11 protein-coding genes are annotated in these 13253 nt (G+C 68.7%); 5 read left to right on the top strand and 6 right to left on the bottom strand.

Annotation, left to right across the window (positions count from 1 at the left end):
- Nucleotides 1-13: 13 nt before the first annotated feature.
- A complete protein-coding gene (locus AC1RRR_RS05865; protein ID WP_492811293.1) occupies nt 14-241 on the top strand; it encodes a hypothetical protein in 228 nt (75 codons plus the stop codon).
- 22 nt (nt 242-263) lie between these two features.
- Here AC1RRR_RS05865 and AC1RRR_RS05860 read toward each other — a convergent pair whose 3' ends face one another.
- A complete protein-coding gene (locus tag AC1RRR_RS05860; RefSeq protein WP_492811292.1) occupies nt 264-698 on the bottom strand; it encodes an EamA family transporter in 435 nt (144 codons plus the stop codon).
- A gap of 220 nt (nt 699-918) precedes the next feature.
- Here AC1RRR_RS05860 and AC1RRR_RS05855 point away from each other — a divergent pair, with 220 nt between their 5' ends.
- On the top strand, nt 919-3222 hold the full coding sequence (locus AC1RRR_RS05855; RefSeq protein ID WP_492811290.1) for a TonB-dependent receptor: 2304 nt from the start codon (nt 919-921) through the stop codon (nt 3220-3222).
- Between the two features lie 75 nt (nt 3223-3297).
- Entirely contained in the window at nt 3298-4035 is a 738-nt protein-coding gene (locus tag AC1RRR_RS05850; RefSeq protein ID WP_492811288.1) for a tetratricopeptide repeat protein, read from the top strand.
- Between the two features lie 2 nt (nt 4036-4037).
- On the opposite strand, the gene AC1RRR_RS05845 is transcribed toward AC1RRR_RS05850, so the two are convergent.
- Nucleotides 4038-4544, bottom strand: coding sequence for a hypothetical protein (locus AC1RRR_RS05845; RefSeq protein ID WP_492811286.1), 507 nt, complete (start codon nt 4542-4544; stop codon nt 4038-4040).
- A 183-nt stretch (nt 4545-4727) separates the two neighbouring features.
- Between AC1RRR_RS05845 and AC1RRR_RS05840 the strand changes: the two genes are divergently transcribed.
- Together AC1RRR_RS05840 and AC1RRR_RS05835 are read left to right on the top strand one after the other, a co-directional pair.
- The gene (locus AC1RRR_RS05840) at nt 4728-5405 is read left to right on the top strand and encodes a response regulator transcription factor (protein ID WP_492811284.1); all 678 of its coding nucleotides are present in this window, start codon (nt 4728-4730) and stop codon (nt 5403-5405) included.
- 70 nt (nt 5406-5475) lie between these two features.
- Nucleotides 5476-6789 carry a HAMP domain-containing sensor histidine kinase gene (locus AC1RRR_RS05835; protein ID WP_492811282.1) on the top strand — a complete coding sequence of 438 codons (1314 nt, stop codon included), beginning with the start codon at nt 5476-5478 and terminating at the stop codon, nt 6787-6789.
- Here the strand turns inward: AC1RRR_RS05835 and AC1RRR_RS05830 are convergent.
- From AC1RRR_RS05830 to AC1RRR_RS05815, 4 genes are read right to left on the bottom strand one after another with little or no spacing between them, the layout of a single operon-like run.
- Nucleotides 6766-8106 carry a sensor histidine kinase gene (locus tag AC1RRR_RS05830; protein WP_492811280.1) on the bottom strand — a complete coding sequence of 447 codons (1341 nt, stop codon included), beginning with the start codon at nt 8104-8106 and terminating at the stop codon, nt 6766-6768. The two genes, AC1RRR_RS05835 and AC1RRR_RS05830, sit on opposite strands and share 24 nt — an antisense overlap.
- Nucleotides 8103-8777, bottom strand: coding sequence for a response regulator transcription factor (locus tag AC1RRR_RS05825; protein WP_492811278.1), 675 nt, complete (start codon nt 8775-8777; stop codon nt 8103-8105). The genes AC1RRR_RS05830 and AC1RRR_RS05825 overlap by 4 nt, the downstream gene beginning before the upstream one ends.
- A gap of 9 nt (nt 8778-8786) precedes the next feature.
- Nucleotides 8787-10172 (bottom strand): efflux transporter outer membrane subunit, encoded by a 1386-nt coding sequence (locus tag AC1RRR_RS05820; protein ID WP_492811276.1) that lies wholly within the window; start codon nt 10170-10172, stop codon nt 8787-8789.
- Nucleotides 10169-13252, bottom strand: a complete 3084-nt coding sequence (locus AC1RRR_RS05815; protein ID WP_492811274.1) for an efflux RND transporter permease subunit — start codon at nt 13250-13252, stop codon at nt 10169-10171. The genes AC1RRR_RS05820 and AC1RRR_RS05815 overlap by 4 nt, the downstream gene beginning before the upstream one ends.
- Nucleotide 13253: the final 1 nt, after the last annotated feature.

Here is a 13253-nt window from a genome sequence, read left to right as displayed (position 1 = left end):
GTCGGAGCACTTCATGGACACCTTCACCTTCGTCTGTCTCAGTGAGAAGCAGGTGGCCACGGCCGTCGACGTCCAGGTCCTTCCGGACGGCGAATATCGTCGCCACGCCCTGCAGCTGATGCACGAGCACGCCAGCGCCGTGGCGGTCGAGGTCTGGTCGGGCGATGAGGTGATCGCGACAGTCGACCGCAACGGTCCCTGGCCCAGAGCCGCCCAGGCGGAAGGTGATTTGGCCCCCTGAGGCGGGGATTGAGGCGGGACGCTCAGGCTCGCAAGGTCAACAGCAGGACGCCGGCCCCGACCAGCAAGACGCCCAGCCAGTTCGTCGGCGACAGCTTTTCGCCCAGGAACGCCACGCCAAACACCGCGACCAGGATGACGCTGAGCTTGTCGACCGGCGCCACCCGCGCGGCGTCGCCCAGCTTCAGGGCCTTGAAGTAGCAGAGCCACGAGGCGCCGGTGGCCAGGCCTGACAGGATCAGGAAGAGCCAGCTCTTGGCGTCAACCGTATCGAGCGGCTGCCATTGCCGCGTGCCGGTCAAGAACGCCCCGAGCGCCAGCAGGATGACGACCGTACGGATGAAGGTCGCCAGGTCCGAGTTGACCTGGCTGACGCCCAGCTTGGCGAAGATCGCGGTGAGGGCGGCGAAACTCGCCGAGCCCAGCGCCCAGCCGATCCAGTTGGTGGTCGTTCCCATGCCAAGTTCTCCGACAAGCCAAACGGCAGGCTAGACGCCGGGTTCGCGACGGCGCCAGAGCTGAAGGCAAACATTGGGAAATCCCAATGTTCATTGGGAATTATCAATGTTAGTTGCGAATGCTTCGCATTGATGTGTCGGGATTGTGTAGTTAAGAGCGCCTCTCAGTTTCAAAAGGCGCTTGGCCCTCCCTGGTCGAGCAAGTCTGGGGATTATCGACATGAACACCTTGTCTTCGCCGGGTATCCGGAGCCGGAGCCGCCGCGCGCTGAGCGTCGCCGCCGTGGCGGGCGTCGCGGGCCTGGGCATCTCGGCCGCTCATGCGGAGGCCGTTTCGGCCGACGGCGCGATCGCCACCGCGCCGGCCGACGAGCAGACGGAAGTCAGCGGCGTCCAGATCGATGGCAAGAAGGCCAACCTGTCGCCCAAGCAGACCGCGCCGCTGCGCGACACGCCCAAGTCGATCACGGTCATCTCGCAGGACCTGATCCAGCAGACCGGCTCGGCCAGCCTGGTCGACGCCCTGCGCACCGTCCCCGGCATCACCTTCGGCGCGGGCGAGGGCGGCAATCCGGTCGGTGACCGTCCGTTCCTGCGCGGCTACGACGCCCAGTCGGCGACCTTTGTCGACGGTCTGCGCGACATCGGCGCCCAGTCGCGCGAAGTCTTCAACACCGAGAGCATCGAGGTCGTGAAAGGCGCCAGCGGCAGCTATGCCGGCCGCGGCGGCGCTGGCGGCGGCGTCTATATCAACAACAAGGCTCCCAACCGCACCAATTCGATCGGCGGTCAGGTCGCGGTCGGCACGGCCGACTACAAGCGCGCTACGTTCGACGTGAACCACGTGATCGCCGACGGCGTGGCCGTGCGCCTGAACCTGATGGTCCACGACGCCGGCGTGGCCGGTCGCGACGAGGTCCACCAGAAGCGCTGGGGCGTCGCGCCGTCGATCGCCTTCGGCCTGGGCACGCCCAACCGCGCCACGGTCAGCTTCTATCACCTGCAGAGCGATGACCTGCCGGACGCGGGCATCCCGTACAACAACCCGACCTTCACGGCCCGCACCGACGGTCGGCCGCGCGTGCTGCAGACGGGCAACGGCGAGCCGATCAAGGTCGACCGCAGCACCTTCTACGGCGTCAAGGATCGCGACTTCCGCAAGGAGCGCGTCGACATGGCCACCGTGCGCCTGGAGCACGACTTCAGCCACGACATCCACCTGCGCAACACCACGCGCTATGCCGAAAGCGCCCAGGACTACATCTGGACCCAGCCGGACGACAGCAAGGGCAACCTCTATTATGGCCTGATCTGGCGTCGCCCCAACAGCCGCGTCACCGAGGTCAGCTACCTGACCAACCAGACCGACTTCTATGGCAAGTTCAACACCGGCTCGGTGGTCCACAACTTCGCCACGGGCCTGGAGTTCTCGCGCGAGGAAGGCGAGAACGACAGCTACAACGTCTTCTACAACGGGGCGCTGGCGGCGACCTACAACACCTGCAACGCCGCGGCGATCGCCGCTTTCGTCTGCACCAGCGTCAACAATCCCAACCCGAGCGATCCCTTCAACGGGACGATCGTGCGTAACAACAACCCGACCAACGCCCGCACGATCACCAAGGCGCTGTACGCCTTCGACACGATCGAGCTGAACCCGCAGTGGCAGCTGAACCTGGGCGTCCGCTACGACGACTATGACGCCCGCTTCATCAGCGCCCGCGCCACGACGACGCCGTTCGCCCGCAGCACGTTCAACCGCAATGACAAGCTGTGGAACTACCAGGCCGCTGTCGTCTACAAGCCCGTCGAGAGCGCCGCCCTCTACGTCTCGTACGCCACGGCCTCGACGCCGTCGGGCAGCTCGATCGCCCAGGGCAGCGAGAGCACGCCGCTCAGCAGCGACGTCAACGCCGCGCTGAGCCCCGAGAAGAACCACACGCTGGAAGCCGGCGCGAAGTGGGATGTGTTCGGCGGCAAGCTGTCGCTGACCGGCGCGGTGTTCGAGGTCAAGACCGACAACGCCCGCATCACCCAGACGGACGGCACGGTGGCCATGGCCGGCGAGAAGCGCGTGCGCGGCTTCGAGATCGGGGCCTCGGGCTCGGTCACCGACAAGTGGGACGTCTTCGGCGGCTACACCTATCTGGACGCCATCCTGGTGAAGAACGGCGGCTCGGGCGCGGCGGCCGGCCTGACCGACGGCCAGCCCTTCCCGAACACGCCCAAGAGCAGCGCCTCGCTGTGGACGACCTACAAGGTGCTGCCACGCCTGACGATTGGCGGCGGCGCCAACTACATGGCCAAGGTCATGGGCAGCACCAATCCGAACTTGCCCAAGTTCGTGCCCAGCTATTGGCGCTTCGACGCCAACGCCAGCTACGTGATCAACGACCATCTGACCGCGCAGCTGAACATCCAGAACCTGACCGACGAGACCTATTTCAGCCAGGCCTATCCGACCCACTACGCCACCATCGCCCCCGGGCGCTCGGCGGTGTTCTCCCTGAACGCCAAGTTCTAGTCCTCCCCCTGACGACTTGGCTCCAGGCCGCCCCGGTTTAGGCTGGGGCGGCCGCTTGTTTTCATGCGAACCTCGATGACCGATCACGACTCCAGTTCCGCAGATCCCATGGTCTCCCAGGTCGCGCGCCGGATGGCGGGGCCGCCGGACGAGGCGCGGGCGTGGATGCTCGGCCTGGCCGAGCGCGGCGTGCCGCGCGCCCAGGCGCTGCTGGGCCAGATGTTGCTCGACGGCTTCGGCGGTCCGGCCGCGCCGACCGACGCCCTGGCCTGGTTCATCAAGGCCTCGGCCAGCGGCGACGCCCTGGCCTTCAACATGGTGGGGCGGGCTTACGAGAACGGCTGGGGCGCGCCGGCCGACATCGTGGTGGCGGCGCAATGGTACCGCCAGGCCGCCGAGCGCGGCGACGAATGGGGCATGTACAACTACGCCACCCGCCTGATGCTGGGGGACGGGGCGGCGGAGAACCGCGCCGAAGCCCTGCAATGGTTCCAGCGCGCCGCCGCCCTGGGCCACTCCAAGTCGATCAACATCGTCGGCGGTTTCTATGAGGACGGCTGGGAAGTCCCGCAGGACTTCGCGATCGCCGCCGAATACTACGCCCGCGCTGCGGCGGCCGGCGATTTTCGGGGCAGCTTCAATCTTGGCCGTGTCCTGGCCTCGCGCGGCGCCGCCGCCGAGGCCCTGGCCAGTTTCGAGCAGGCCGCCACGACCGCGACGCCGGCCTTCATCGACAAGATGATCGCCTTCCTGCGCGCGGCGCCGATCGAGGCCTATCGGGCGTTGGCCGATCGCCTGGAGGCCGCTCGATGACGTCAGTCCGCCAGGCTGATGACGATGCGGCGGCCGGCCGCGTCCACGCCGTGGCGGGCCAGGGCGTCCAACAGGTGCTCGATCAGGGTCGGATCATGCTCGGTCGCCGAAGGCGCGCCGGCGCCGGCCGAGACCTCCACCGCGACGGCTGGCGGCGTGGCGTATCGCGTGCGGCGGTCGGCGACGCCGATCTCCCGCAGCACGCCGACCGCGACCAGGTCGTTGGCCAGGCGATGCAGCGACGACCGGTTGACCTCCAGCTCGAGCTCGACGGCCTTCCACCAGACCGTTTCCAGGTCGATGGGGGCGGGGACCATGTCGAACACTTCGGCCAGCCGCCGACGCTTGGCGGTCAGGCGCACACCCAGCATTTCGCAGCGCGCGACGACGCTCGCTCGCAAGCCGCCTGGGGCAGGCGCCGCGGCGGTTTTGGGCTCGGGCGTCGCGGCCTGGATGGCGAACTGCCCGCCCAGGCGAGGACGCAGTCGCCGACCGTTCAGACGAAGCATTGCGCTGGCTTGGGACATCGTGTTTCGATCGGCTATTGTATTGCGAGCAAGTCGCGTTATCAGCAGATAGCGCCTCGGCTGACTGTGTCGACGCCTCGTGGGCAATGTTGGGAAAATGTATAGTCGGGCCAATCTGGCGCTAATGTTCGAGGTCCCCTGCAAGCGAATGCGGGGCGTCACGCCTTGAACGTCTTTTTGCTTGAGGATGACGCCGAGACCGCCGACTTCGTCGTGCGTGGACTGAAGGAGCGCGGCCATCAGGTCGAGCTGTCGACTGACGGGGTCACCGCCCTCCAGCGCCTGTCGACGGCGAGTTTCGACGTCGTGGTGCTGGACCGCATGGTGCCGGGCATCGACGGTCTTTCGCTCCTCAAGGCGCTGCGCGCGGCGGGTGACAACACCCCTGTCCTGATGCTGACGGCGATGTCGCAGATCCACGACCGGGTGACGGGGCTGGAGGAGGGGGCTGACGACTACCTGGTCAAGCCGTTCGCCTTCTCCGAACTGGCCGCCCGGGTCATGGCGCTGGGGCGCCGGCCGGCCACCGCCGAGCCCATGGCCATGCTGCGGATCGCCGACGTGGAGATGAACCTCCTGCGGCGCGAGGTCCGCCGGAGCGGACGCCCCGTGGAACTGCAGCCACGGGAATTCATGCTGCTGGAGCAACTGATGCGCAGTCCGGGCCGTATCGTGACCCGGACCATGCTGCTCGACCGGGTCTGGAACTTCGGCTTCGACCCCAAGACCAACATCGTCGAGACCCACATGTCACGGCTGCGCTCCAAGCTGAACGAAGGCTTTGCCCGCAGCGCCATCCGCACCGTGCGTGGCGCGGGCTACATGATGGATGACGGTGTTTAGGCGCCTTCCCCGGACGATCGGCGGCCTGGCGCTCACGGTCGCGGGCGTGTCCTGCGTCCTGACCCTGGCCGTGGGCGCGATCACCTTCGACAAGGTGCACCATGAGATCGAGCGCCAGCTGGACCGGCGTATCGAACTCGAGACCGCGTCCTTGCTGGCGACCTATGCGCGGACCGACTTCGACGTCCTGGTCAGCGCCGTCAACGATCGCGTCCAGCCCTCCAACCGGCGCATGATCGGCTACCTCAACGCGGCGAGCGAGGAGGGCAATGGCATGGGCTATCTGGTCCTCGATGCGCAGGGACGGCGACGGGCCGGTGACTTCAACGGTCCTGTTCCGCCCGCCGGCTGGAGCGAGTTCGCCCGGTTTCGGCGCGCCGACGGGTCACAGGGTGTCGCCCAAGCGATGAACAGTCCGCTGGAGCGCGGCGGACGCCTGATCGTCGCCGCCGACCGGGGCGGTCTTCACAAGATCGATCGTTCGCTGAAGCGGCTGTTTCAGATCAACTTCGGTATCATGATCGCCGCCAGCCTGCTGGCCATGCTGCTGTTCGGGCGCGTGGTGCAACGCCGGTTGAACGCGATCCAGACGACGGCCGAAGGGATCATGGGCGGCGATCTCAAGCGCCGGATGCCGATCGATGGATCGGGCGGCGAGTTCGACCAGTTGGCCCAGGTCCTCAATCGCATGCTCGATCGGATCGGCGACCTGATGGCCAATCTGCGCCAGGTCTCCGGCGACATCGCCCACGATCTGCGCACGCCGCTGACCCGTCTGCGCGCGCGTCTCGAGGACGTCGAAGCCATCGCCACGACCGAGCCGCAACGCGAGGGGCTGTCTGGAGCCTTGCAGGAAGTCGACGGTCTACAGGATCTACTCTCGAGCCTGATGGCGCTTTCGGAGCTGGAAGGGCGCTCGGTGCGCGATCGGTTCGGGCCGGTCGCGTTGGAGGCGGCGATCGGCGAACTGGCTGAAGCCTACGGACCGGCGTTCGACGCCGCGGGCATGACGCTGGATCTCGATCTGCATCCGGTCGAGGTGCGTGGCGAACAGCGTCTTCTGCAGCGCGCCCTGGCCAACCTGCTCGACAATGCGCTGGTCCATGCCGGGCCGAAGGCTCGCGTGTCGGTCAGTCTGCGCGACGTCGCCGGTCTTGTGGAACTGGAAGTCGCCGACGACGGCCCCGGCGTGCCGCCTCAATCACGCGACCTGATCTTCAAGCGCTTCGTCCGGCTCGACGCCGCACGCTCTTCGCCTGGACATGGGCTGGGCCTGTCGATCGTTTCGGCGATCGTCGCCGCGCACGATGGGAGCATCCGGGTGCGCCCCAGCGAGCGGGGTCTGGCCATCATCATCACGCTACCGGCCGGTCGCCAGACGTAGCGACACGTTCAGTCCGGGGCCGGCGTCGCTCAAGCGCAGTTCCGCGAAGTGCGCCCGAGCGATAGCCGCGGCCAGGCTCAGGCCCAAACCGTTGCCTGGCTTGTGGCGGCTCTGTTCCAGGCGCGAGAACCGGCGAAGGACGAAGGCGTGCAGGTCGGCCGGGATGCCCGGACCATTGTCGCGGATCGACAGTTCGGCATGGTCGCCGGCCCGCGTCAGCCTGACCTGGATCGTGCTGCCCGGCGGCGTGTGGCGCGCGGCGTTCTCGATCAGGTTGACGATCAGCTGGGACAGCAGGTGTCGGTCGCCGTCCAGCACGATGTCCGGCGCCAGGTCGGCGACCAGGGCATAACCTTCCGCCTCGACGTCGGGACGCAGCGCGTCGATGCAGCGCTCGGCGACCGCCGAGAGGTTCGTCGGCTGGAACGCGCTGCGGACCTGGAAGCTCTCGATCTCCGAAATCCGTAGCAGGGCCGCGAAGAGATCCAGCAGATCTTCGGCGTGCCGCGAGGCGTGCGCCAGAGCCTCCTTGGCCTGCTCGGCGCTCAGATCCTGGCGCATGGCCGCGTCCAGGACGTTGCGCAGGCGGGCCAGCGGCGTGCGCATGTCGTGGGCGATGTCGCTGGAGACCTGCTGCAGGTTTTCCAGCAGCGCCTCGTTGCGGTCCAGCATGCGATTGAGTGTCGCCGCCAGATCATCGAACTCGTTGGCGGCGGGATCGCGGGGCACGCGCCGGGCCAGATCGCCGTCGATGATCGCCTCGGCGGCGGTGGTGATCCGGGCCAGGCGATGTCGGATTACCGAGCCCAGCAGCCATGCGCCCCCGACGCCGGCGGCCAGCATCAGCGAAAAGGCGATGCCAAAGGCCTTGAGGATCGCCAGGTCGATCTCGCCGATCGGCGCACGGTCGGCGGCCACGGTCAGGCGAGCGCCGTCGGGCAGGCGGGTCGTCAGGGCCTGGGAGGTCCGTCCGCCCTCCGAATGCAGGAATTCCAGCCAGCCTGGTTGCGGCGTCGCAGCCCGCAACCCGCCGGCCAGGCGCTGTCCCGCGGCGTCGTCCAGGATGTAGCCCATCCCGTCGCTGCGCTCGGTCGCTTCGCGTTGCTTGATCCCGGTCGCCAGCGCCGGGAGCCCGCCGTGGCGGTGCAGCGTCAGAAGGCCATGCGTCTCCACGGCGATCCGATGGTCGAGCTGCCGCTCCAGCGCCTCGTGCGACACCGTATAGACGGCGAAGCCCAGCAGGATGGTGGTGATGGCGAGAGCGGCCGCCACGAGGGCGACCAGACCCGCGGTCGAGCGGGGAAGGCTTCTGATCATTCGCTGCGGATCATGTAGCCAGAACCGCGCACCGTGATGATGGCGTCCTCCGTGAAGCCGGCGTTCAGCTTGGCGCGCAGCCGGCTGATGTGGGTTTCGACGATGTTGGTGCGCGGATCGAAATCGAAGTCCCAGACCTGCTCCAGCAGCATGGTGCGGGTCATCACCCGATGGGCGTTGCGCATCAGGGCTTCCAGCATCGTGAACTCGCGCGGCTGCAGGTCGAGCCGACGTCCGCCTCGGCGGGCGATGCGCTTTTGCAGGTCGAGCTCCAGGTCCAACACAGCGAGCGCCCGTTCGGCCTCCGGTGGCGCGGGACGGCGGGCGATGACGTTCAGCCGCGCGTGCAGCTCCGAGAAGGCGAAGGGCTTGATCAGGTAGTCGTCGGCGCCGTTCTCCAGGGCCTCGACCCGGTCGACGATGCGGCTGACGGCGGTCAGCATCAGGGCGGGGGTCCGCACCCCGCCGGCGCGCAGCATCTTCAACACCGACAGGCCGTCCAGGCCGGGCAGCATGCGGTCCAGGACCATGACGTCGAACGTTTCGCTCGTCGCCAGGAACAGCGCGTCATTGCCCGAGGTCGCCAGAGAGGTGACGTGACCCACCTCGCGCAGCCCCTGGGTCAGGAAGGCGGCGGTCTCTTCGTCGTCTTCGGCGATCAGGATCTTCATGCGCGCAGTCTAGCGTCCCGGGGCGCCGGGAGCGACCTCCCAGCCGCCGCCCAGGGCGCGGAACACCGCCACCTGGGCGCGGGCGACCGAAGCCTCGGCGGTCAGCGACTGCGCGGCAACGGCGTTACGGGTGCGCTCGGCGTCGACCACGACCAGGTAGGTGTCCGCGCCCAGACGGTGGCGGGCCTGGGCGCGTCGGGCGGCCTCGGCGCTGGATGTGGCCGCCGCCGCGAGGGTCTCGCGCCGAGCCGTGCGCGCCTGATAGTCCGACAGCGCCGTCTCGACCTCCTCCAGCGCCCGCAGCACGGTCCGCTCCCAGCCGGCCACGGCGGCCGCTCGCGCGCCGTCGGCGGCCCCGATCCGCGCACGGATCGCCGCCTGGTTCGGGAAGGCCCAGGTGACCAGCGGCGTCAGGAAGGCGTCGCTGCCGCCGCCGATCAGTCCGCCCGAGCCCCCAAGCTGAATACGGGGATAGAGATCGGCGCGCGCGACGCCCGCGCGGGCCGCCGCGCCGGCCAGTCGGTGTTCGGCCTCACGGACGTCGGGGCGCCGCGCCAGCAGGGCCGCGCCGTCGCCGACCGGGAAGGACGAGACGATGCGCGGGATCACCGCACAAGAGGCGTCGAAGCTGGCGGCCGAGGCGGGCGGCAGGCCCTCCAGCGTCGCCAGGTGGAAGAGCGCGCGTCGGCGATCGGCTTCGAGGTCCGGGATCGTGGCGGCGGCCTGGTCACGCAGGGTGGCGGCCTGGGCGCGTTCCAGCGGCGACACTTCGCCGGCTTTCAACTGCTCCTCGACCAGGGACAGGGCGTTGGCCTGTGTCGTGGCCAGCTCTCGGGCCAGGGCCAGGCCGGCGTTCGCCACGCAGAGATCGAGATAGGCGCCCACCGTGTCGGCTGCGACGGTGACCGCCGCGGCATCATGGGCCGCTCGGACCGCTTCGGCATCCGCGTCGGCGGCCAGCGCCGCCTGGCGCAGGCGGCCGAAGAGATCGATCTCGAACGCCACGGCCGCGCCCAACTCATAGCTGGTCTTGGGCACGGCGGTGGTGCTGGGCTGGCGATCGGCGCGCTGGGGGCCCGCGCCGCTCTCGAGCACCGTCGAGGGCAGGCGCGCGGCGTCGGCCTGGCGCGCCGTCGCACGGGCGGTCTCGAGATTGGCCAGGGCGACCCGCAGGTCGAGATTGGCCGCCAGGGCGCGCTGCACGTGGGCGTCCAGTTTCGGATCGTCGAACAGGCGCCACCAATGCTCAGGCGGTGCGCCGGGCAGGGCGCCTGCCGCTTGCGTTCCGATGAACGGCGCTAGAGCCGTGGCGGGCGGAGCAGGGGGCGACGACGTCGTGGTCGCGCAGGCGGCCAGCATGGCCGACGTCGCCAAGATGGTGAGCGTGCGCCTCATCGGGCCAGGCCTTTCGGTTCGGGAGCGCGGCCGAAGCGACCATACAGGGTAGGCATCAGCAGCAGATTCAGCAGGGTGGAACTGACCAGGCCACCCAGGATCACCAGCGCCATCGGGTGCTCGATCTCGTGGCCGGGCTTGTCGCCGTTGACGACCAGGGGCAGCAGGGCCAGGGCCGCGCAAAGGGCGGTCATCAGGATCGGGGCCAGCCGCTCCTCGGCGCCGCGCAGGATCAGGCCCGGGCCGAAGGTCTCGCCCTCGTGCTGCTCCAGATGCTTGAAGTGGCTGAGCATCATGATGCCGTTGCGCGCCGAGATGCCCAGCACGGTGACGAAGCCCACGACCGATCCCAGGGACATGGTCCCGCCCGACAGCAGCACGGCGAGCACCCCACCCAGCAGGGCGAACGGCAGGCTGACGGCCACCAGGGCGGTGATCCGCAAGCTGCGGAACTCCAGCCAGACCAGCAGCAGCACGCCCAGGAAGCACAGGGCGCCCAGCATCGACAGCCGCTGCGACGAGGCTTGGCGCTCGGCATATTCGCCCAGCACTTCCGGGTGGTAGCCTTGGGCGAAGCGTATCCCTGCAACCTTGGCCTCGACCGCGCGGGCCACGGCGCCCAGGTCGCCGCCGGCGACGTTCAGGGTCACGTCGATCCGGCGTGAACCGTTCTCGCGCTTGATCTCGTTGGCGGCCGGCGCGATGCGCACCCGCGCCACTTCCGACAGCCGGACCTGGGCGCCCAGCGGCGTAGTGATCAGTAGGTCGTTGATCGCGTGCAGGTCACCACGGGCGGCCGGGACACCCCAGACGGTGACGTCGTTGCTGACCTGGTCGCGATAGACCTCGCCGACCTTGGTCCCGGCGATCACCGTGCTGACGGCGCGGCGCACCTCGCCGGGCGTCAGGCCGTAGGCGGCCAGGGCCTCAGGCCGCGGCTGGATCTGGATCTGCGGGATCAGGGTCTGTTGCTCGACCTTCAGCTCGGTGACGCCCGGCACGTCGGCCAGGGCCGCGCGCACGGTCTGGGCGGTGTCGCGCAGACCCTCGACCTCGGGGCCGTAGATGCGGACCACGATGCTGGCGCCGGCCCCGGTCAGGACCTCCTTGATGCGCTCGCGCAGATAGGTCAGCACGTCGCGATAGAGGCCGGGATAGCCGTCGATGGCCTCCTGGATCTTGGCGACGCTAGCGTCGTAGTCGGCCTTCTCGTCCAGGCTGATCCACAGCTCGGTGAAGTGCGGGCCATAGACCTCGTCACCGCCTTCGGCGCGGCCGATGTGCGAGCCGAAATTGCGCACGCCCGGGATGGACCGCAGCTCGCGGCTGGCCTGGATCGTCACCCGCTCCATAGCCTCGATCGAGGTCCCTGGCTTCTCGACGAAGTGCATCAGGAAGTCGGTCTCGCGGAAGTTCGGGAGGAACTGGTCCTTGGTGAACAGCGAGCCGATACCGGCCAGCGCCAGGCCGCCGATGATGACCCCGACCGCCAGACGCGGGCGGTGCAGGATGCGCGGCAGGAAGGCGCGATAGCGGGCCTTGAGGCGGCGCACATAGCCGGGCTCGCGAGAATGCTCGGCGGCGTTGGGCAGCAGGAACAGGCACAGCGCCGGCGTCACCGTCAGGGCCACCAGCAATGAGGTCCCAATCGCCAGGATGTAGGCGGTGGCCAGCGGGCGGAAGAACGAGCCCGAGACGCCCTCCAGGAAGAAGATCGGCAGGAAGACCAGCATGACGATCAGGCTGGCGAAGACGACGGCGCTGCGCACTTCCAGCGAGGCCTGCAGCACCACTTGCAGGGGCGAGGCGGGTGTCGCCAAGGCGCGGTTCAGCCGCAGGCGGCGGCCGATGTTCTCGACGTCGATGATGGCGTCGTCGACGATCTCGCCCAGTGCGATGACCAGGCCGGCGATGACCATGGTGTTGATGCTGGCGCCGCTCCAGGACAGCACCAGCGCCGCTCCCAGCAGCGACAGTGGAATGGCCGTCAGGCTGATGGTCGCCGAGCGCCAGTCGCGGGTGAAGGCGATCAGCACGATGGCGACCAGCGCGCAGCCCAGCCACAGGGCGTTGGTCAGGTTGCCGATCGAGCGCTCGATGAAGGTGGCGGGACGAAAGATGGTCGAGTCGATCTCGACGCCGGTCAGGCCCGGCTTCAGGTCGGCCAGGGCCGCTTCGATCCCGCGCGTGACGTCCAGCGTGTTGCCGCCCTGTTGTTTCTCGACGATCAGCAGCAGACCCGGGCCGTCATTGATGATGGCGCTGCCGATCGGGGCGGCGTGGTGGCGCACGACCTCGGCGACATCGCTCAGGCGCACGGGCGCGCCGCCCGACAGCTTGATCACCGTGCGGGCCAGATCCTCGGCGGTGACGGCCGGGGCCAGGTGGCGGACGGCCAGGCGCTGGTTAGGCGTGTCGACGAAGCCGCCGCCGCCGATCACCGCCGCGTCGCCGGCGGCGCGCTGCACCTCGGTCAGGGTGACGCCGGCCGCATTCAGGCGAGCCGGATCGACCAGCACCTGCAGCTGCGGATCGCGCTGGCCCCAGACGGCGACGTTGGCGACACCGGGCACGGCCATCAGCCGCGGCTTCATCGTCCAGCGCACCAGCTCCGACAGCGCCATCTGGTCCATGCTCTTGGACGAGATGCCGATCTTCATGGCCCGGCTGGTGGCCGACAACGGCGGCAGCATGACCGGTGGTCGCACGCTGGCCGGCAGGCGTGGCGCGACCATGGCCACCCGCTCCTGGACCAACTGGCGGGCGCGGACGACGTCCGTGCCTTCCTTGAAGATCAGGACCACCGAGGACAGCCCCAGCACCGACTTCGACCGCAAGGTCTTGAGGCCGGGCACGCCGTTGACGCCGGCCTCCAGCGGCACGGTCACCAGGTTTTCGATCTCCTCGGTCGACAGGCCCGGACCCTCGGTCTGCACCTCGACCATCGGCGGGGCGAACTCGGGGAACACGTCCAGGGGGACACCCTGCGTCGCCCTCAGGCCCAGCAAAACCAGGACGAGGGCGATCGCGATGACCAGTACGCGCTGCTGCAGCGCGCTTCGAACAAGCCAGCTTAGCATC

This window comes from Caulobacter sp. GW821-FHT12D05 (assembly GCF_058807295.1).
Note: the sequence above shows the minus strand (reverse complement) of the source record. Positions and strands in the feature narration are given on the sequence as shown.

Coding starts and splice junctions, on each gene's coding strand:
- AC1RRR_RS05865 (WP_492811293.1), top strand. CDS start 14: ATGGACACCTTCACCTTCGTCTGTCTCAGTGAGAAGCAGGTGGCCACG.
- AC1RRR_RS05860 (WP_492811292.1), bottom strand. CDS start 698: ATGGGAACGACCACCAACTGGATCGGCTGGGCGCTGGGCTCGGCGAGT.
- AC1RRR_RS05855 (WP_492811290.1), top strand. CDS start 919: ATGAACACCTTGTCTTCGCCGGGTATCCGGAGCCGGAGCCGCCGCGCG.
- AC1RRR_RS05850 (WP_492811288.1), top strand. CDS start 3,298: ATGACCGATCACGACTCCAGTTCCGCAGATCCCATGGTCTCCCAGGTC.
- AC1RRR_RS05845 (WP_492811286.1), bottom strand. CDS start 4,544: ATGCTTCGTCTGAACGGTCGGCGACTGCGTCCTCGCCTGGGCGGGCAG.
- AC1RRR_RS05830 (WP_492811280.1), bottom strand. CDS start 8,106: ATGATCAGAAGCCTTCCCCGCTCGACCGCGGGTCTGGTCGCCCTCGTG.
- AC1RRR_RS05825 (WP_492811278.1), bottom strand. CDS start 8,777: ATGAAGATCCTGATCGCCGAAGACGACGAAGAGACCGCCGCCTTCCTG.
- AC1RRR_RS05820 (WP_492811276.1), bottom strand. CDS start 10,172: ATGAGGCGCACGCTCACCATCTTGGCGACGTCGGCCATGCTGGCCGCC.
- AC1RRR_RS05815 (WP_492811274.1), bottom strand. CDS start 13,252: ATGCTAAGCTGGCTTGTTCGAAGCGCGCTGCAGCAGCGCGTACTGGTC.